Origin of the sequence: Cupriavidus sp. BIC8F (assembly GCF_032465815.1) — a bacterium.
Taxonomy (GTDB): domain Bacteria; phylum Pseudomonadota; class Gammaproteobacteria; order Burkholderiales; family Burkholderiaceae; genus Cupriavidus; species Cupriavidus necator.
Map to the genome: position 1 here is coordinate 871,692 of NZ_CP136094.1, position 19,310 is coordinate 891,001.

The window sequence follows — 19,310 nt, forward strand, 5'->3', positions numbered from 1 at the left end:
ATTATGTCGTAAGCCATTGAGTGGCAAAGGAAATCCCCGAAATGACGGGTGCGGGAGAAACATAATATCCCCGTACTGCTCTCGGGTATTCCCTGATCCAGTTCTTAGCGATGCTGGAAATTCGGGCTGCGCTTCTCGATGAATGCGGCCATGCCTTCCTTCTGGTCTTCGCTGGCGAAGGTGGCATGGAACAGCCGGCGCTCGAAGTGCACGCCTTCGGCCAGCGTGGTCTCGTAGGCGGTGTTGACCGACTCCTTGATCATCATGACCACCGGCAGCGAGAACCCGGCGATGGTTTCGGCGGCCGCCAGCACTTCGTCCAGCAGCTTGTCGGCCGGCACCACGCGCGACACAAGGCCCGAGCGCTCGGCTTCGGCGGCATCCATCATGCGCGAGGTCAGGCACAGGTCCATGGCCTTGGCCTTGGACACCGCGCGCGGCAGGCGCTGGGTGCCGCCGGCGCCGGGCATGGTGCCCAGCTTCACCTCGGGCTGGCCGAACTTGGCCGAATCTGCCGCAATGATGATGTCGCACATCATCGCCAGCTCGCAGCCGCCGCCCAGCGCATAGCCAGCCACGCCGGCGATCACCGGCTTGCGGATCTTGCGGATGGTTTCCCAGTTGCGGGTGATGTAATCGCCCTTGTATACATCCATGAAGGAATACTTGGCCATCATGCCGATGTCGGCGCCGGCGGCGAAGGCACGCTCGCTGCCGGTAATGACGATGGCGCCGATGCCCTCATCCTGGTCGAAGGCGGTCAGCGCGGCACCAAGCTCGTCCATCAGCGCGTCATTGAGCGCGTTCAGGGCCTTCGGGCGGTTCAGCGTGACCAGGCCAACACGGCCACGGGTCTCGACCAGGATGTTTTCGTACGGCATGTCTTCTCCTATGTATTTGCAGGCAGATGGCACCGTCGCCACCGGCTGCCGCCTATTCTGCCACCGGTTGCGGCAAGGCGGCGCAGGCGCCGCCTAAAGCATATGCGCCAGGAATTCGCGGGTGCGCGCGTGAGCTGGTGCCCCGAACACTTCCTCAGGCGGCCCTTCCTCCAGGATCCTGCCCTCATCCATGAACACCACATGGTTTGCCACTTCCCTCGCAAACCCCATCTCATGCGTGACGACAAGCATGGTCATATGTTCTTCAGCGAGTTGCCGCATGGTGCGCAGCACCTCCCCGGTCAGCTCCGGGTCCAGCGCGGAGGTCGGCTCGTCGAACAGCATGATGTCGGGCTCCATGGCCAGCGCCCGCGCAATCGCCACCCGCTGTTTCTGGCCGCCGGACAGGCGAGCCGGGTAGCTGTCCCGCTTGGCCAGCAGGCCGACCTTGCGCAACAGCTCCTCGGCCTTGGGCACCACCGCATCGCGCGCCAGTCCCTTGACGGTCATGGGGGCTTCGATGATGTTCTGCAGCACCGTCATGTGCGGAAACAGGTTGAACGACTGGAATACCATGCCCATCTTCCGGCAGATGCGGCGCACTTCCGCGTCCGCCACATATTTGGCTGCGCCGTCAGGGCCGGCTGCCGCCAGCGCCTCGCCTTCGATTTCAAGGGTGCCGCGGTCGATCACCTCAAGATGATTCAGGCAGCGCAGCAAGGTGCTCTTGCCCGAGCCCGAGGGCCCGATCACCGCGGTGACATCCCCCTTGTGCAAGGTCAGGGAGACACCGCGCAAGACCTCCAGTGTCCCGAACGATTTGAAGAGATCCCGCGCTGCGATCATGATGCCGGGCGCATTGTGGGAATTGGCGCCGGTCGGATTAGTCATCATGTTTGGCATAGCGTTTTTCGAGATTCTGGAAGAACCAGGTCAGAATCAGCGTCATCACCAGATAGAAGAGCGCGGCGACCAGGAATGGCGTGGTGGTGAAATCACGCTGCACGATGCCGCGCGCGGTGCGAAGAATATCGTTGAGGGCGAGCACGTAGATCAGGGACGTGTCCTTGATCAGCGTAATGGTTTCATTGCTTACCGGCGGCAACACCCGGCTGACCATCTGCGGCAGCACGACCCGCCGCATGGTCTGGAAATAGGTCATGCCCAGCGCCTTGCTGGCTTCATACTGGCCGCGATCGACCGACTTGATCCCGGCGCGGAAGATTTCCGCGAAATAGGCCGCGTAGTTCAGGGCGAAGGCCACCACCGCGGCGGGAAAGTCAGGCAGGCGCACGCCGATGACCGGCACGAACGGCAGCGCGAAATAGATAAACAGCATCTGCAGCATCAGCGGCGTGCCGCGCATCAGCCAGATATAGCCATTGACCAGGCCACTCAGCCAAGGCCATGACGAGATGCGTGCCAGCGCCAGCGCAAGCCCCAGCGGCACCGACAGGGCAAGCGTGATGGCGAATAGTGTGAGCGTGACTTGCGCACCCTGCGCCAATGGCGCCAGAAGAGATAAGACGTAGTCCATGCTCGCGCGAAACAGAAGGAGGTAGGATCCCAGGCGCCGGGCCGGCGCGTGAGTCCGGATGTGGCGCGGCGCCCTGCCGGAACGGCGCAGGGCGTCACGCAGCGTCTGGATTACTTGGTGATGTCAGTGCCGAACCACTGGGTGGCGATGCGGGCCGCCGTGCCATCCTGCTTCATGGAAGCCAGGGTCTTGTCGAGCTTGCCGAGCAGCTCGGCGTCATCCTTGCGCACGCCGACGCCATATTCTTCCGTGCCGAAGTTTTCTTCCAGCACCTTGTATTCGCCAGCACGCTTGCTGATCAGGTAGCGGCCCACCACTTCATCCACCACGATCGCATCGAGGCGGCCGGTCGACAGGTCCATCAGCGCCGTCACGTTATCGCCAAAGGTCTTGAGCTCCTTCAGGCCCGCGGCGACCTGGCTTTCCTTCTTGATCGCATCCACCGCGCTGCTGCCGTCCTGCGCGCCGACGATGCGGCCGGCGAGGTCGGCCTTGGCCTTCACCTGCGAGTTGGCACCGACGATGACGATCTGGTGGTTCGTCATATAGGGCGCGGTGAAGCTGATGTTCTTCTTGCGCTCTTCGGTGATGGTCAGCCCGTTCCACAGCACATCCACGCGCTTGCCGTTGAGTTCCGCCTCCTTGGCGCTCCAGTCGATCGGCTTGAATTCGACCGTCATGCCGAGACGGCGGCTGGCCTCCTTGGCCATATCGATATCGAAGCCGACGAGCTCATTCTTGTCATCGCGAAAACCCATGGGCGGGAAGTTGTCGTCCAGGCCGACAATGATCCTGGTGGCGGTGGCCGTGTCGGCAGCAGGGGCCGCTTCTTTCTTGCCGCACGCCGCAAACAGCGCCACGGACGAAATCAGGAGTAATGCAGCGATCTTCTTCATAGGATTTCCAATGCGAATAGGCGAGCATGCCGGTATCCGCACACAGATGTCGGCCGGCAGGTTTCAGATTGTTGTTGGCAGCGCGATTATAGAGCGACGCCCGCAACCGGCATTGCGGACCGCGCCTGCCTTGGAAGCCACGTGCCAACCCGCAGCCAAAAATTAGTGCTAACATTTGCCGACCGATCGGTCGGTTTATTTAAGAGGCGCCGCCGACAACAGCCGACCGCGACAATATATCCGGCAGGAGACAACCCAATGCCCCCGATGTCCACCTCCGCTGGCCAGCCGGTCAGCATCGATGCCGGCCCGGTCTTGCTGCAATGGCAGGGCCCGGTGGCCGTGATCACCCTGAACCGCCCCGACAAGCTCAACAGCTTCACCCGCGCGATGCACCAGGCGCTGCAGCAGGCGCTCGACCATGTCGAGGCCGGCGGCGCGCGCGCCCTGCTGCTGACCGGGGCGGGCCGCGGCTTCTGCGCCGGCCAGGACCTGGCCGACCTGGATTTCACGCCCGGCCACATGACCGACCTGGGCGAGCTGATCGATACCTGGTTCAACCCGCTGATCCGCCGGCTGCAGGCCCTGCCGCTGCCAGTTGTGGCCGCGGTCAACGGCACCGCGGCCGGCGCCGGGGCCAACCTGGCGCTGGCCTGCGACATGGTGCTGGCGGCGCGCTCGGCCAGCTTTATCCAGGCCTTCGTCAAGATCGGGCTGGTACCGGATTCGGGCGGCACCTGGCTGCTGCCGCAGCGCATCGGCATGGCGCGCGCGCTGGGCCTGGCCATGACCGGCGAGCGGCTGAGCGCCGAGGAGGCCGAGAAATGGGGTCTGGTCTGGGAGACCATGGACGACCCGCTGCTGCCGGAACAGGCGCTGGCGCTGGCCACACACCTGGCCGGACAGCCGACCCGCGCCCTGGCCGCGATCAAGCGCGCCATGTATGCCAGCGCCACCGCCACGCTGGACGCCCAGCTGGACCTGGAACGCGACCTGCAGCGCGAACTCGGCCAGTCCGCCGACTATGCGGAGGGCGTCAACGCCTTCCTCGAAAAGCGCGCCCCGCACTTCACCGGCAAGTAAGCCGCGCGGGCCTGCCCGCCCCTCTATATAGGAGACCAGCTTGAAACAGGACCCCCAGGCCCTCGCCGAAGCGGCCGCCGCCGCCATGTATGAAGCCGACACCTGCAGCCGCTGGCTGGGCATCACGGTCGAGGCCGTGCGGCCCGGCTATGCCCGGCTGACCATGCCGGTGCGCAAGGAATTCCTCAATGGCCACGGCATCTGCCACGGCGGCCTGATGTTCACGCTGGCCGATTCGACCTTCGCTTTTGCCTGCAACAGCCATAACATCAACACCGTGGCGGCGGGCTGCAGCATCGAGTTCCTCAAGCCCGTGCACGGCGGCGACGTGCTGACCGCCGAGGCCACCGAGCAGGTCCTGTCCGGCCGGCATGGCATCTACGATATCCGCGTGACCAACGCCGCGGGCCAGCTGGTGGCGATGTTCCGCGGCAAGTCGGCGCAGATCAAGGGACACGTGGTGCCGCCGCCTGAAGGGACAGAAGGCACCTGAGCAAATCCGGCAAGATACTTAAGACAAACGCCCCCGTGCAGGAGACGACATGAGCACGCGCCTGACCGATCTGCCCCTGGATGCGATCGAGACCGCCAGCCGCGCCGAGCTGCAGGCCTTGCAGCTGGAGCGGCTCAGATGGTCACTCAACCACGCCTACGCCAATTCGCCGGTGTACCGCCGCAAGTTCGACGAAGCCGGGGTCCACCCCGACCAGCTGCATTCGCTGGCCGACCTGGCGCGCTTCCCGTTCACCAGCAAGCAGGACCTGCGCGACAACTACCCGTTCGGCATGTTCGCCGTGCCGCAGGACCGGGTGGCGCGCATCCACGCCTCGTCCGGCACCACCGGCAAGCCCACCGTGGTCGGCTACACGCTCCAGGACATCGACAACTGGGCGACGGTGATGGCTCGCTCGATCCGCGCCTCGGGTGCGCGGCGCGGCGACAAGGTGCACATCAGCTACGGCTACGGCCTCTTCACCGGCGGCCTGGGCGCGCACTACGGCGTGGAGAAGGCCGGCCTGACCGCGATCCCCTTCGGTGGCGGACAGACCGAGCGCCAGGTGCAACTGATCCAGGACTTCAAGCCCGAGGTCATCATGGTGACCCCCAGCTATATGCTGGCGATCGCCGACGAGTTCGAGCGCCAGGGCATCGACCCGGCCAGCAGCTCTCTGCGCGTCGGCATCTTCGGCGCGGAGCCGTGGACGCCGGAAATGCGGCTGGCGATCGAGAAGCGCATGGGCATCTCGGCAGTCGATATCTACGGCCTGTCAGAGGTGATGGGCCCGGGCGTAGCCAATGAGTGCGCCGAGACCAAGGACGGCCCGACCATCTGGGAAGACCATTTCTACCCCGAGATCATCGATCCCGACACCGGCGCAGTGCTGCCCGACGGGGAGTTCGGGGAGCTGGTGTTCACCTCGCTGACCAAGGAGGCGATGCCGGTGGTGCGCTACCGCACCCGCGACCTGACCCGGTTGCTGCCGGGCACGGCGCGTGCGGCATTCCGCCGCATGGAGAAGGTCACCGGCCGCACCGACGACATGATGATCGTGCGCGGGGTCAACGTGTTCCCGTCGCAGATCGAGGAACTGATCCTCAAGCACGCCGAGCTGGCGCCGCACTACCAGTGCGTGCTGACCAAGGACGGCCACATGGACACGCTGACGGTGCGCGTGGAATGCGCCCACGGCAGCGAGCCCGCGCTGGCGCAAAGCGCGCGCGAGCGGCTGGCGCAGGAGATCAAGGCCTATATCGGCGTCACCGCCGGCATCGAGGTGCTGCCCGAGGGCGGCGTCGAGCGCTCGGTGGGCAAGGCGCGGCGGATCGTCGACCAGCGCCCGCGCTGAGGGCCGTCCACCATGAAGAAAGGGCGCCGCGATGGCGCCCTTTTCGCGTTGCCGGCTGCTGCGCTCAGCTGCGCGGCATCAGCACCCACATGCGGCCGCCCTGCTTCATGCGGCCCGCGGTCTCGCCGGCGGCGTCGCCCGCGCCCCAGAAGAAGTCCGCACGCACCCCGCCCTTGATGGCGCTGCCGGTGTCCTGCGCGAACATCAGCCGCTGGATCGGCTCGGTCGACAGCGGGCGCGTGGTCGACAGGAACACCGGCACCCCCAGCGGGATGGTGGCCGGGTCGACCGCGATCGAGCGCTCCGCGGTCAGCGGCACGCCCAGCGCGCCCACCGGGCCGTCGTTGTTGGCCGCCAGCTCGCGGAAGAAGACAAAGCGCGGGTTGATGTTGAGCATCTCGTCGACGCGGCCCGGGTTGGCGCGCGCCCAGGCCTTGATGCCCTGCATGGTGGCCTGCGCCGGCGTGATCTCGCCGCGGTCCAGCAGCCATTTGCCGAACGAGCGGAACGGCTGGTCGTTGGTGCCGCCGAAGCCCACCCGCATGATGCTGCCGTCGGCCATGCGGATGCGGCCCGAGCCCTGGATCTGCAGGAAGGCGGCCTCGACTGCGTCATCCACCCAGACCAGCTCGCTGCCGCGCATGGCCGGGTTCTGCAGCAGCTCGGCGCGGGCCGGCAGCGGGCGGTTGCCGAACTGCGCCGGCTTGCGGTACAGCGGCACCTGGAACTTGCCCTGGCGCGTGCGCGAGCCGTGCAGGATCGGCTCGTAATAGCCGGTGATCAGGCCGTTGTCGGTGCCGTCGCCGTTGAGCACGCGGTACGGCTGGAAGTTGCTTTCGAAATAGGCGCGCATGGCGTTGAGGTCGCCGGCATCGACCATCATGCCGGCGGCACAGGCGCGGCTCCACTCGGCGCGCTTCTTCAGCGCCTGGCAGCTGGCCTGCAGCGCGGGCCAGGCGGCGCGCACGTCGTCCTGGGCCCAGCCGCCGATCTCGGCCCAGCTGGCGGCCTGCAGACTGCCCTTCTGCGACGAGGCCGTCGGCGGCGTGGCCGGGCCGGTCTCGATGCGCGGCGGCGGGCCGCTCATGCAGCCGGCCAGCAGCACGGCCGCGCCGGACAGCGCCAGCCAGCCGCGCATGCACAGCGAGCGCCAGGGAGAAACTGAGGAAATCGGGAAAGAGTCTGCGTATGCCATCTTGCTATTGTTCAAAGTCCGGGCGGCGCAGCTTGCGGGGCCGATTGCCCCTACAATCCCACCGTCATCCTTCAACCATCGCCTGCGCCCCCGCGGGCCTGCGCTGCATCCGCCATGAGCAAGTTCTTCGAAGCCCATCCCATGCTGCTGTTCGCCCTGGAAGCCGGCGTGGCGCTGTTCCTGCTGATCTTTATCGTGGTCTGGACCATGGGCACGGCGAAAAAAAACCCGCGTCCCACGCGCGCCCCGTCCGAGCATCCGTCGCGCCAGCCGGCGCAGGGCGGCGCTGAAGCGCCGTCGCAGGATCAGGACAGCGCATCGCGCCAATAGGTTCCCCGCAGGGTCAGTGCAGCATGCGCGGCAGCACCAGCGCGAATTCAGGGATCGGCACCTCGAAGCGGTGGCCGTCCTCGGCCACGCAGAAGTATTCGCCCTTCATCGAGCCCACCGGGGTCGAGATGGTGGCCCAGCTGGTGTATTCGAAATGCTCGCCCGGCTTGAGCAGCGGCTGGTGGCCGACCACGCCCAGGCCCGCCACTTCCTGCGTGCCGTTGTCGCTGTCGGTGATGACCCAGTGGCGCGAGATCAGCTGCGCCGCCACCTCGCCGGTATTGTGGATGGTGATGGTGTAGGCGAAGGCATGGCGCCCGCGCTCAGGTTCTGACTGGTCCGGCAGGTACTGGGTGCGTACCGAGACGGAGAAAGCGTACTCGCTCATCGTGGGCAGGGCCGGCGTGAGGCGCCAGGCAGGGAAGTGGGTAGCCGCATTGTGCGGGATGGCCGCGGCACGGGCAAGAGCACCGGCAAGATCACCGCGCGCCGGGGCAGCGGTAGAATATAGCCCTTTCGGGGCCGGGCCGCGCCGGACGCCCCGCCTGATCCCCTCTGGCGCCCGCCCCTGGGCGCGCCAGAGACGCAAACAGCATTCCCCAGCACCCCACCTCCTAGCCGCCGACATGAGCACGCCCACCTACCGCATCGCCCCGTCCATCCTGTCCGCCGACTTTGCCCGCCTGGGCGAGGAAGTGCGCCGCGTGACCGAGGCTGGCGCCGACTGGATCCACTTCGACGTGATGGACAACCATTACGTGCCCAACCTGACCGTGGGCCCGCTGGTGTGCGAGGCGATCCGCCCGCACGTGACCGCGCCGATCGACGTGCACCTGATGGTGCGCCCGGTGGACCGGATCATCCCGGACTTTGCCAAGGCGGGCGCCAATATCATCACCTTCCACCCGGAAGCCAGCGAGCACGTGGACCGCTCGCTCGCGCTGATCCGCGACCACGGCTGCCAGGCCGGCCTGGTGTTCAACCCGGCCACGCCGCTGCACCACCTGGACCACGTGATGGACCGCCTGGACGTGATCCTGCTGATGTCGGTCAACCCGGGCTTCGGCGGCCAGTCGTTCATCCCCGAGACGCTCAACAAGCTGCGCGCCGTGCGCCAGCGCATCGACGAATACACCGCCCGCACCGGCCGCACCATCCTGCTGGAAGTGGACGGCGGCGTGAAGGTGGACAACATCGCCGAGATCGCGGCGGCCGGCGCCGATACCTTCGTGGCGGGCTCGGCCGTGTTCGGCAAGCCGGATGCGGACGGCGGCTACCGCGGCATCATCTCGGCCCTGCGCGGCGAACTGGCCAAGGCCGGCCAATGACCGAGGGCGTGTTCCTGCGCCGCACTGACTGGCGCGGCATCGAAGGCGTGATCGTCGACCTCGACGGCACCATGGTCGACACCGCCGGCGACTTCCACGCCTCGATCAACGCCATGCTGCTGGCGCTGGGCCGCCAGCACCCCAACCTCGGCCCGGCGGCGCCGATGTCCGAGGCGGAGATCGTCAGCTATGTCGGCAAGGGCTCGGAAAACCTGATCCGGCGCGTGCTGGACGCGCGCTTCTCGCCGCTGCACGCCAACAGCCTGTTCGCCGACGCCTATGCGCTGTACGACCGCGAGTACATCCGCATCAACGGCCAGTTCTCGCAGGTCTACCCCGGCGTGCGCGAAGGCCTGGCGGCGATGAAGGCGGCCGGGCTGCGCCTGGCCTGCGTGACCAACAAGCCCTACAGCTTCACCGAGCCGCTGCTGGCCAAGTCCGGGCTGGCCCAGTACTTCGAACTTGTCTATGGCGGCGACGCCTTCCCGCTGCGCAAGCCCGACCCCTACCCGCTGCTGAAAGTGGCCGACGCCTTCGGGCTGGAGCCGTCGGCCATGGCGGCGCTGGGCGACTCGGAAAACGACGCGCAGGCTGCCCGCGCGGCCGGCATGGGCGTGCTGCTGGTGCCCTATGGCTACAACCATGGCAACCCTGTACAAGCCGTTGACGCCGATGGTATAGTCGACTCCATTGCCCACGCCGCAGCGCTGTTTGCGGCACACTGGGCAGGTCATCGATAGTCCGAATTTCGTCGATCCCGACCAAATCCCAAACATTTCATGTTTCTCAACCGCAAACGCATCTCTTCTGGCAGTGATCGGCAGGCTTGGCCCTGGCGTCGCTGGCGCGCCTCCCAACAGGCGTAAAGTGCGTTCGCGAGTCTGCTGACGAGCCCTCGACCCGAGGGTCTCGCCACACCGGCCTAGCTGCCGGGCATTCCCACCAAAACCCGCCGCAAGCCAGCGTAGCCGCTATATTCGTGTGCTACGTTTAGCTCAAGAACGCGCCGCACGCCCTTCCCCGGCCGTGTGCAGTCTTGTCCGCAAGCCGCTTGCACCACGGCCCGCCAACGGGGCGGGTATCCATTCGCTCCAGCCTGATTGCCGATAAGCGGCGCCGCGCCCCTCCACCGCGCAGCGCGCGCCGCACAAGAGGACCGACATGACCGAACTGGAATTCAAATCGCTGGCCGACCAGGGCTACAACCGCATCCCGCTGATCGCCGAGGCCTTTGCCGACCTGGAAACGCCGCTGTCGCTGTACCTGAAGCTGGCCCAGTCGCAAACGCGCGGGGTCAACACCTTCCTGCTGGAATCGGTGGTGGGCGGCGAGCGCTTCGGGCGATTCTCGTTTATCGGCCTGCATGCCCGCACGCTGCTGCGCGCCTTCGGCAACCGCACCGAGGTGGTGACCGACGGCAAGGTGGTGGAAACCCACGAAGGCAACCCGCTCGATTTCATCGCCGAGTTCGAACAGCGCTTCAAGGTGGCGCTGCGCCCCGGACTGCCGCGCTTCTGCGGCGGCCTGGCCGGCTACTTCGGCTACGACGCGGTGCGCTATATCGAGAAGAAGCTCGCCGACACGCAGAAGCCCGACGACCTGAACCTGCCGGACATCCAGCTGCTGCTGTGCGAGGAACTGGCCGTCATCGACAACCTGTCGGGCAAGCTCTACCTGATCGTCTACGCCGACCCGACCACGCCCGAGGCCTACCCCCGCGCCCGCCAGCGCCTGCGCGAGCTGCGCATGAAGCTGCGCCAGCCGGTGGACGTGCCGGTCACCAGCCCGTCGGTGCAGACCGAGGTCTACCGCGAGTTCGCCAAGCCCGACTACCTGGCCGCGGTGCACAAGGCCAAGGAATACATCATGGCCGGCGACATGATGCAGGTGCAGATCGGCCAGCGCCTGGTCAAGCCCTACCGCGACGCGCCGCTGTCGCTGTACCGCGCGCTGCGCTCGCTGAACCCGTCGCCGTACATGTACTTCTACAACTTCGGCGACTTCCAGGTGGTGGGCGCCTCGCCGGAGATCCTGGTGCGCCAGGAAGAGCGCAAGGTCGGCACCAACGGCGACATGCGCAGCGAACATATCGTCACCATCCGCCCGCTGGCCGGCACGCGCCCGCGCGGCAATACGCCGGAGAAGGACGCCCAGCTTGCCACCGAGCTGCTGCAGGATCCCAAGGAGATCGCCGAGCACGTGATGCTGATCGACCTGGCGCGCAACGATATCGGCCGCATCGCCGAGACCGGCTCGGTCAAGGTCACCGACAAGATGGTGATCGAGAAGTACTCGCACGTGCAGCATATCGTCAGCTCGGTCGAAGGCACGCTGCGCGAAGGCATCAGCAACCTGGACGTGCTGCGCGCGACCTTCCCGGCCGGCACACTGTCGGGCGCGCCCAAGGTCCACGCCATGGAGATCATCGACGAGCTGGAACCGCGTAAACGCGGCATCTATGGCGGCGCAGTGGGCTACCTGTCGTTCGGCGGCGAGATGGACCTGGCGATCGCGATCCGCACCGGCATCGTCAAGGACGGCAACCTCTACGTGCAGGCCGCCGCCGGCATCGTTGCCGATTCGGACCCCGAAGCCGAATGGAGGGAAACCGAAGCCAAGGCGCGCGCCGTGATCCGCGCCGCCGAGCAGGTCCAGGATGGCCTGGACTCCGACATCTGAAAGAACAGGAGACAGACGCCATGCTGCTGATGATCGACAACTACGATTCGTTCACCTACAACCTGGTCCAATACTTTGGCGAACTGGGCGTGGACGTGCGCACCTACCGCAACGACGAGATCACCATCGAGGAGATCGAGGCGCTCAAGCCGGACCACATCTGCGTTTCGCCCGGGCCGTGCAGCCCCAAGGAGGCCGGTATCTCGGTGGCGGCGCTGCAGCACTTCGCTGGCAAGATCCCGCTGCTGGGCGTGTGCCTGGGCCACCAGGCCATCGGCGAAGCCTTCGGCGGCAAGGTGATCCGCGCCAAGCAGGTGATGCACGGCAAGGTCAGCACCATCGAGACCACGCAGCAAGGCGTGTTCGCCGGGCTGCCCAAGCACTTCGACGTGACGCGCTATCATTCACTGGCGATCGAGCGCGAGACCCTGCCCGATTGCCTGGAGATCACCGCCTGGACCCCGGACGGCGAGATCATGGGTGTGCGCCACAAGACGCTCGCCGTAGAAGGCGTGCAGTTCCATCCCGAGTCGATCCTGTCCGAGCATGGCCATGCGCTGCTGGCCAACTTCGTCAAGGCGCCGCGATGAGACTGCTCGATTCCGCACCTTCCAGCCCGCACCACGCCATCCAGACTGTCAACGAGAACGCCATGATCACGCCGCAAGAAGCCCTGACGCGCTGCATCGAGCACCGCGAAATCTTCCATGACGAGATGCTGCACCTGATGCGGCAGATCATGCAGGGGCAGATCTCGCCGGTGATGGCCGCCGCGATCCTGACCGGCCTGCGCGTGAAGAAGGAAACCATCGGCGAGATCTCCGCCGCCGCGCAGGTGATGCGCGAGTTCGCCAACAAGGTGCCGGTGGCCGATCGCGAGAACTTCGTCGATATCGTCGGCACCGGCGGCGACGGTTCGCACACGTTCAATATCTCGACCGCATCGATGTTCGTCGCGGCCGCCGCCGGCGCCAAGATCGCCAAGCATGGCAACCGTGGCGTCAGCTCCAAGTCGGGCAGCGCGGACGTGCTGGAAGCGCTGGGCGTGAACATCATGCTGACGCCCGAGCAGGTCGGCCGGTGCATCGAAGAGACCGGCATCGGCTTCATGTTTGCGCCCACGCACCACCCGGCAATGAAGAACGTCGCCCCGATCCGCAAGGAGATGGGCGTGCGCACCATCTTCAATATCCTGGGCCCGCTGACCAACCCGGCCGATGCGCCCAACATCCTGATGGGCGTTTTCCACCCCGACCTGGTCGGCATCCAGGTGCGCGTGATGCAGCGCCTGGGCGCGAAGCATGCCATCGTCGTGTACGGCAAGGACGGCATGGACGAGGTCTCGCTGGGCGCCGCCACGCTGGTCGGCGAACTGAAGGACGGCGAGGTGCGCGAGTATGAGATCCACCCCGAGGATTTCGGCCTGCAGATGATCTCCAACCGCGGCCTGAAGGTGGCCGATGCGATGGAATCGAAGGAAATGCTGCTGGAAGCGCTGACCAACGTGGCGGGCACCCCGCGCGAGATCGTTTCGCTGAACGCCGGCACCGCGCTGTATGCCGCCAATGTGGCCGACTCCGTCGAAGACGGCATCCGCCGCGCGCGCGAGGCGATTGCCAGCGGCGCGGCGCGCGAGAAGCTCGACCAGTTCGTGCGCGCCACCCAGCAGTTCAAGTAAGAGACGCGAATATGTCCGACATCCTGCAAAAGATCCTGGCCGTGAAGGCCGACGAAGTCGCCGCAGCGCGCAAGAAGCGCGACCTGCCCAGCCTGCGCGCCGAGGCCGAAAGCCTGCGCACTGAGCCAGGCCTGGCCCCGCGCGGCTTTGAGCGCGCGCTGCGCGAGAAGATCGCCGCCGGCCAGGCCGGCGTGATCGCCGAGGTCAAGAAGGCATCGCCGTCCAAGGGCGTGCTGCGCGAGCACTTCGTGCCGGAGGCCATTGCCGAAAGCTACGCCAGCCACGGCGCTGCCTGTTTATCGGTGCTGACCGACGTGAACTTCTTCCAGGGACACGCCGACTACCTGAAGCGCGCCCGCGGCGCCTGCCCATTGCCGGCCCTGCGCAAGGACTTCATGGTCGACCTGTACCAGGTCTATGAAGCGCGCACCTGGGGCGCCGACTGCATCCTGCTGATCGTCGCCGCGCTGGACCCGGGCCTGATGGCCGACCTGGAAGCCTGTGCGCTTGAGCTCGGCATGGATGTGCTGGTGGAAGTGCATGGCGACGACGAGCTCGACGCGGCGCTGCGCCTGAAGACTCCGCTGCTCGGCGTGAACAACCGTAACCTGCGCACCTTCGAGGTGTCGCTGGACAACACCCTGGACCTGCTGCCGCACATGCCGGCCGACAAGCTGGTGGTGACCGAGTCCGGCATCCTCGGCCCGGCCGATGTGCAGCGCATGCGGGATGCCAACGTGCATGCGTTCCTGGTGGGCGAGGCGTTCATGCGGGCGCCGGAACCGGGCGTGGAGCTGGCACGGCTGTTTTCCTGAGCCATGGCCCAGGAAATCGAACTCAAGCTGGCCGTCCCCGACGACGCGCTGGCCCCGCTGGCCGCCTGGCTCGACGCCAACGGCGCCCCGCAGGGCGAAGCCACGCTGCTCAATGCCTACCTCGATACCCCGGAACGCGACCTGGCGCAGGCGCGCGCCGCGCTGCGGTTGCGCCGCAAGGGCGAGCAATGGCTGCAGACACTGAAGACCGCCGGCAACAGCCAGGGCGGCCTGGCCACCCGGCATGAATGGGAATCCGAAATCGCCGGCGAGGCCATCGACCTCCAGCGCTTCCCCGCCGAGGCGCAAACCGTGCTGGCGCCACTGATCGGCCGGCTGGCGCCGGTGTTCCGCACCGACTTCGTCCGCCGCACCTGGCTGGTCACGCAGGACGGCGCGCGCATCGAGGCCGCGCTCGACACCGGCACCATCACCGCGCCGGCCGCCACCGCGCCGGAACCCATCCAGGAACTCGAACTGGAATGGCTCGACGGCGACGCCGCGCACGCGGCCAATGCCCTGCGCGCCTTTGCCGCGCGGCTGACCACCGTTGCCGCGCTGGCACCCTCGGACCTCAGCAAAGCCGCCCGCGGCTACCGCCTGGCGGGAATCGCCGAGGGCAAGGCCTCATAATCGCGGTTTTCCCGCCAAGCTTTCCTCACGCATGCAAGCCGATCTCTTCGCCGCCGAAGACCCCCGTGCCCCCGGCGAACCGTCCCCTGCCGCCAGCCTGCAGGTCCAGGCCGACGCCCTGCCCGCCGCCTGGCGCACATTGATGGACCCGTGCATCCGCGTGCCGGCGTGGCAGGAGCTGGCCGCCTTTGTCGACGGCGAACGTGCCGCCGGCAAGCCGGTGTTCCCGCACCACGTCTTCCACGCGCTGCATCTGACGCCGCCCGACGCGGTCAAGGTGGTGATCCTGGGCCAGGACCCCTACCACGGCACCGGCACGGTCGGCGGCGTGGAGCTGCCGCAAGCGCACGGGCTGGCGTTCTCGGTGCCGGAAGGCATCAAGGTGCCGCCCAGCCTGCGCAACATCTTCAAGGAAATCGCCGCCGAGTTCGGCACCAACGGCAACGGCGCGCCGCGCACCTCCGGCAACCTGGAAGGCTGGGCGCGCCAGGGCGTGCTGCTGCTCAACACCGTGCTGACGGTGGAACAGGGCCAGGCCGCCAGCCATGCGCGGCGCGGCTGGGAAGCCGTCACCGATTGCCTGACCCAGAACCTCGCCGCCAGCCGGCCGAACCTGGTGTTCATGCTGTGGGGCAGCCACGCGCAGGCCAAGAAGCCGCTGCTGGGCGCCGGCCACTGCGTGCTGGAAGCGCCGCATCCGTCGCCGCTGTCGGCGCACCGGGGCTTCCTGGGCTGCGGGCACTTCCGCGAGGCCAACCACTGGCTGGAAGCAAACGGACGCACTCCGGTCGACTGGACCGCTGCCTAGGCCACTAAATCGTCGGCCGGAACTCGAAGCCGCCAAACTCCCCTTCCCCGGGCCCGACCTCGACCAGCGTCACCTGTGCCGCCGGCGGGCCCTGTTCCATCCACGCCTGCAGGGCTTCGAGCTGCTTGACCGTGCCGTGCGCCATCACCTCGACGGTACCGTCGGTCCGGTTGCGCACCCAGCCGCCAAGCCCCAGGTCGTCCGCCGCGTCGGCGCAGGCGGCGCGGTAGCCCACGCCCTGCACGCGCCCATGCGCGACCAGGCGCCAGGTTTCCTTCTTCATGGCTTTTCCCTTTGAGCGCACGCCGGCAGCGTGCGCGAACTGTCATCCACACCAAGTAAACTAGACCGCCATGCCGGGCGTTACAAAGGGATGCGCGCCGCCCGGCGTGAAGCCGGCGGCATGCGGGCTTTGCCATTGTCCGCCGGGGCCGCGATCCAGGGCCGGGCCACAAGCCCCGCCATTCAAGCTCGATACAAGCCCGAGAAGCGCCCATGATGCCACCCGCCGACCGCCGCGCGGCCCCGCCCGCCCCTGGCTTTGACAGCCAGCTGCTGCGCGCCCCGCCCAACCGCTTCGACCTCGCGCTGCTGCCGATCATCCTGGCCGTGATCGTGATGGTCGCGTTCGCCGCGCAGCAGATGAACGCCCCGTTCCAGCCCGACCAGCAGTTGGCGGTGCACCTGGACGTGGCCTACCTGCCCTACTACCTGATGCGCACCAGCATCCGCATGCTGGCGGCGCTGGCGGCGTCGCTGCTGTTCTCGCTGGCGTTTGCCGCGCTGGCATCCAAGAGCCGCACGGCGGAAAAGGTGCTGGTGCCCGCGCTGGACATCCTGCAGTCGATCCCGGTGCTGGGCTTCCTGTCAATCACCGTGACCGGCTTTATCGCCCTCTTTCCCGGCAATATCGCGGGGGTGGAGTGCGCGGCGATCTTCGCCATCTTCACCTCGCAGGCGTGGAACATGGCGTTCAGCCTGTATCAGTCGTTCCGCACCATCCCGGGCGACTTGCTGGAAGCCGCAGCCATGTTCCGGTTGTCGCCGTGGCAGCGCTTCTGGCGGCTGGAAGTGCCGTTCGCCATGCCGGGCCTGCTGTGGAACATGATGATGTCGATGTCCGGCGGCTGGTTCTTCGTGGTGGCGTCCGAGGCGATCTCGGTCTCCGGCCACGATATCCGCCTGCCCGGCATCGGCTCCTATATCGCGCTGGCGATCCAGCAGCAGGACCTGGCCGCGATCGGCTGGGCCATCCTGGCGATGCTGGTGGGCATCCTGCTGTACGACCAGCTGCTGTTCCGCCCGCTGGTGGCATGGGCCGACCGCTTCCGCTTCGAGACGCTGGCGCAGGACAAGCTGCCGCAGTCGTGGCTGCTGGACCTGCTGCGCCGCTCGGCATGGGTGGGTGCGCTGCTGGCGCAGACGGCGGCGCTGGCCGGGCGCACGCTGGCGTGGGGCGCGCGCCGCGGGCAGGCCCCCATGCAGCCGGACAATCCGCGGCGCGCGTTGTGGTTCGGCCGCGTGCGCGACGCCGTGATCGTGCTGGTGGCATTGGCCGCGTTGCTGCGCGTGGGCTACTTCGTGCACAGCGAAGTGGGCTGGGCCGAAGTTGGCCATGTGCTGTGGCTCGGCACGATTACGATGGTGCGCGTGGTGGTGCTGATCGCGCTGGCGGCACTGGTGTGGGTGCCGATCGGCATCCGCATCGGCCTGAACCCGGAACTGGCGCGCATTGCCCAGCCGATTGCGCAGTTCCTGGCCGCCTTCCCGGCCAACCTGATGTTCCCGCTGGCGGTGATGCTGATCGTGCGCTTCGGGCTGAACCCGGAGATCTGGCTGAGCCCGCTGCTGATCTTCGGCACGCAGTGGTACATCCTGTTCAATGTGGTCGCCGGGGCCTCCGGCATCCCCACCGAGCTGAAGCTCGCCGCGCGCAACTTTGGCCTGCGTGGCTGGCTGCTGTGGAAGCGCTTCCTGATCCCCGCCGTGTTCCCGAGCCTGCTGACCGGGCTGGTGACGGCCGCCGGTGGCTCATGGAACGCCAGCATCGTGTCCGAGTACGTGACCTGGGGCGACCGCACCATCGTCGCAACAGGGCTCGGCAGCTATATCGCCGAGACCACCGCGCGCGGCGACTTCCCGCGCATTGCGCTGGGCATCAGCGTGATGGCGCTGTTCGTGGTCGGCTTCAACCGGCTGCTGTGGAACCGCCTGTATCAACTTGCGCAAGAGCGCACCCGCTTGTAAGGCAACGATGGCAGAGAACATTGCATCCACCGCCGCCCCCGCCGTGATCGAGCTGCGCGGCGTCGGCAAGATCTTCCGCACCGCCAGCCAGAGCGACCGCGCCGTGCTCGAAGGCGTGGACCTGACGCTGCGCGAGGGCGAGATCGTCGCCATGCTGGGCAAGTCCGGCTCGGGCAAGTCCACGCTGTTGCGCATCATGGCCGGGCTGGTCGGCGCCGACCGCGGCGAGGTGCACTTTCGCGGCGAGCGCCTGGCTGGCACCGCCGAGGGCATCGCCATGGTGTTCCAGTCGTTCGCGCTGTTCCCGTGGCTGACGGTGCAGCAGAACGTTGAGCTGGGGCTCGAAGCCCAGGGCGTGCCCACGGCCGAGCGCGAGCGCCGCGCCGAGGCCGCGATCGACATGATCGGGCTGGCCGGCTTCAACAGCGCGCTGCCGCGCGAGCTGTCGGGCGGCATGCGCCAGCGCGTGGGCATTGCGCGCGCGCTGGTGACCGAGCCGGACCTGCTGCTGATGGACGAAGCCTTCTCGGCCCTGGACGTGCTGACCGGCGAGACCCTCCGCGACGAGATGCTGGCGCTGTGGGAAAGCGGGCGTGCCAATATCCGGAGCATCCTGATCGTCTCGCACAATATTGAAGAGGCGGTGATGATGGCCGACCGCATCGTGATCCTGTCGAGCGACCCGGGCCGCATCCGCGCCGAGGTGCCGGTTGCGCTGCCGCGTCCGCGCAACCGCGACAGCGCGCAGGTGCGCGCGCTGGTCGACGAGATCTATGCCCTGATGACCGCCCCCGCCGCCGAAGCGCGCCTGCCCGCGCAAGCGCCCGCGCGCCAGATCGCCTACCGGCTGCCGGACGCCGACATCAGCCAGATGGAAGCCATCCTCGACCTGCTGTGCGAGGCGCCCTTCAACTGTCGCGCCGACCTGCCCCACCTGGCCGACGAAGCCGGCCTCACCGACGACGAACTGCTGCCTGCGTGCGAAGCGCTGCAGCTGGTGCAACTGGTGTCGATCGAGCGCGGCGACATCACCGCCACCGAGGCTGGCCGCGCCTGGTACGCCGCCGGGCCGCAGCAACGCAAGGTGATGTTCGGCCAGCAGTTGCTGGGCAACGTCGCACTGGCCGCGCACATCCGCCGCGAACTGGTGGCCAGCGAGGCCGGCGAGATCCGCGAGGAACAGGTGCTGCACGAACTGGAGCAGTTCCTGAAGCCCGCCGAGGCCGAGCGCGTGCTCAGCGTGGCGATCGGATGGGGGCGTTACGGCGAGATCTACGAGTACCGCTACAACAGCGGCATGCTGACACTGCCCGAGGAAGAACTGCCCGTAGCGCCGTCAGCCCAAGGCTGAAC

Annotated in this window: 21 protein-coding genes; 14 read left to right on the forward strand and 7 right to left on the reverse strand. The window is 67.2% G+C overall.

Translation table 11 applies throughout. From position 1 onward, the window contains the following. Positions 1-104: 104 nt before the first annotated feature. The 4 genes from RS901_RS04010 to RS901_RS04025 form a co-directional block, all read right to left on the reverse strand. Positions 105-881, reverse strand: a complete 777-nt coding sequence (locus tag RS901_RS04010; RefSeq protein WP_316151621.1) for an enoyl-CoA hydratase — start codon at positions 879-881, stop codon at positions 105-107. A 93-nt stretch (positions 882-974) separates the two neighbouring features. Continuing rightward, the gene (locus RS901_RS04015; protein WP_316153366.1) at positions 975-1,727 is read right to left on the reverse strand and encodes an amino acid ABC transporter ATP-binding protein; all 753 of its coding nucleotides are present in this window, start codon (positions 1,725-1,727) and stop codon (positions 975-977) included. Positions 1,728-1,764: 37 nt separating this feature from the next. Continuing rightward, complete coding sequence (locus tag RS901_RS04020; RefSeq protein WP_010809912.1) at positions 1,765-2,418, reverse strand: amino acid ABC transporter permease; 654 nt, start codon at positions 2,416-2,418, stop codon at positions 1,765-1,767. A gap of 110 nt (positions 2,419-2,528) precedes the next feature. Further along, entirely contained in the window at positions 2,529-3,314 is a 786-nt protein-coding gene (locus RS901_RS04025; RefSeq protein WP_316151622.1) for an amino acid ABC transporter substrate-binding protein, read from the reverse strand. A gap of 258 nt (positions 3,315-3,572) precedes the next feature. Here RS901_RS04025 and paaG point away from each other — a divergent pair, with 258 nt between their 5' ends. Genes paaG through paaK form a run of 3 tightly spaced genes read left to right on the forward strand, consistent with a single transcriptional unit; the run spans position 3,573 to position 6,244 of the window. Further along, the gene (gene paaG, locus RS901_RS04030; protein WP_316151623.1) at positions 3,573-4,397 is read left to right on the forward strand and encodes a 2-(1,2-epoxy-1,2-dihydrophenyl)acetyl-CoA isomerase PaaG; all 825 of its coding nucleotides are present in this window, start codon (positions 3,573-3,575) and stop codon (positions 4,395-4,397) included. Positions 4,398-4,437: 40 nt separating this feature from the next. After that, positions 4,438-4,890: a hydroxyphenylacetyl-CoA thioesterase PaaI gene (gene paaI, locus RS901_RS04035; RefSeq protein WP_316151624.1), complete on the forward strand. Its 453-nt coding sequence runs from the start codon at positions 4,438-4,440 to the stop codon at positions 4,888-4,890. Positions 4,891-4,939: 49 nt separating this feature from the next. After that, entirely contained in the window at positions 4,940-6,244 is a 1,305-nt protein-coding gene (gene paaK, locus RS901_RS04040; protein ID WP_316151625.1) for a phenylacetate--CoA ligase PaaK, read from the forward strand. Positions 6,245-6,308: 64 nt separating this feature from the next. Here the strand turns inward: paaK and RS901_RS04045 are convergent, their stop codons facing one another. After that, the gene (locus RS901_RS04045; RefSeq protein WP_316151626.1) at positions 6,309-7,439 is read right to left on the reverse strand and encodes a murein transglycosylase A; all 1,131 of its coding nucleotides are present in this window, start codon (positions 7,437-7,439) and stop codon (positions 6,309-6,311) included. Between the two features lie 114 nt (positions 7,440-7,553). On the opposite strand from RS901_RS04045, the gene RS901_RS04050 reads away from it, so the two are divergent. Next, positions 7,554-7,769, forward strand: coding sequence for a hypothetical protein (locus RS901_RS04050; protein WP_316151627.1), 216 nt, complete (start codon positions 7,554-7,556; stop codon positions 7,767-7,769). Positions 7,770-7,782: 13 nt separating this feature from the next. On the opposite strand, the gene apaG is transcribed toward RS901_RS04050, so the two are convergent. Next, positions 7,783-8,157, reverse strand: a complete 375-nt coding sequence (gene apaG, locus RS901_RS04055; protein WP_010809905.1) for a Co2+/Mg2+ efflux protein ApaG — start codon at positions 8,155-8,157, stop codon at positions 7,783-7,785. Positions 8,158-8,395: 238 nt separating this feature from the next. Here apaG and rpe point away from each other — a divergent pair, with 238 nt between their 5' ends. From rpe to RS901_RS04095, 8 genes are all read left to right on the forward strand, one after another. After that, entirely contained in the window at positions 8,396-9,097 is a 702-nt protein-coding gene (gene rpe, locus RS901_RS04060; RefSeq protein ID WP_010809904.1) for a ribulose-phosphate 3-epimerase, read from the forward strand. Beyond that, positions 9,094-9,837: a phosphoglycolate phosphatase gene (gene gph / locus RS901_RS04065; RefSeq protein WP_316151628.1), complete on the forward strand. Its 744-nt coding sequence runs from the start codon at positions 9,094-9,096 to the stop codon at positions 9,835-9,837. The genes rpe and gph overlap by 4 nt, the downstream gene beginning before the upstream one ends. A 421-nt stretch (positions 9,838-10,258) precedes the next feature. Further along, complete coding sequence (gene trpE, locus RS901_RS04070; RefSeq protein WP_013958112.1) at positions 10,259-11,776, forward strand: anthranilate synthase component I; 1,518 nt, start codon at positions 10,259-10,261, stop codon at positions 11,774-11,776. 20 nt (positions 11,777-11,796) lie between these two features. Continuing rightward, complete coding sequence (locus RS901_RS04075; protein WP_114134520.1) at positions 11,797-12,366, forward strand: aminodeoxychorismate/anthranilate synthase component II; 570 nt, start codon at positions 11,797-11,799, stop codon at positions 12,364-12,366. A gap of 62 nt (positions 12,367-12,428) precedes the next feature. After that, on the forward strand, positions 12,429-13,454 hold the full coding sequence (gene trpD, locus RS901_RS04080; RefSeq protein WP_316153368.1) for an anthranilate phosphoribosyltransferase: 1,026 nt from the start codon (positions 12,429-12,431) through the stop codon (positions 13,452-13,454). An 11-nt stretch (positions 13,455-13,465) separates the two neighbouring features. After that, entirely contained in the window at positions 13,466-14,269 is an 804-nt protein-coding gene (gene trpC, locus RS901_RS04085; protein ID WP_316151630.1) for an indole-3-glycerol phosphate synthase TrpC, read from the forward strand. A gap of 3 nt (positions 14,270-14,272) precedes the next feature. Next, the gene (locus tag RS901_RS04090; protein WP_316151631.1) at positions 14,273-14,902 is read left to right on the forward strand and encodes a CYTH domain-containing protein; all 630 of its coding nucleotides are present in this window, start codon (positions 14,273-14,275) and stop codon (positions 14,900-14,902) included. Between the two features lie 31 nt (positions 14,903-14,933). Next, entirely contained in the window at positions 14,934-15,710 is a 777-nt protein-coding gene (locus RS901_RS04095; protein WP_316151632.1) for a uracil-DNA glycosylase, read from the forward strand. 4 nt (positions 15,711-15,714) lie between these two features. Here RS901_RS04095 and RS901_RS04100 read toward each other — a convergent pair whose 3' ends face one another. Then, positions 15,715-15,993, reverse strand: a complete 279-nt coding sequence (locus RS901_RS04100; protein WP_316151633.1) for an acylphosphatase — start codon at positions 15,991-15,993, stop codon at positions 15,715-15,717. Between the two features lie 212 nt (positions 15,994-16,205). Between RS901_RS04100 and RS901_RS04105 the strand changes: the two genes are divergently transcribed. Next, positions 16,206-17,957, forward strand: coding sequence for an ABC transporter permease subunit (locus tag RS901_RS04105; protein WP_316151634.1), 1,752 nt, complete (start codon positions 16,206-16,208; stop codon positions 17,955-17,957). A 7-nt stretch (positions 17,958-17,964) separates the two neighbouring features. Beyond that, positions 17,965-19,308: a nitrate/sulfonate/bicarbonate ABC transporter ATP-binding protein gene (locus RS901_RS04110; RefSeq protein WP_316151635.1), complete on the forward strand. Its 1,344-nt coding sequence runs from the start codon at positions 17,965-17,967 to the stop codon at positions 19,306-19,308. The last annotated feature ends 2 nt before the right edge of the window (positions 19,309-19,310 follow it).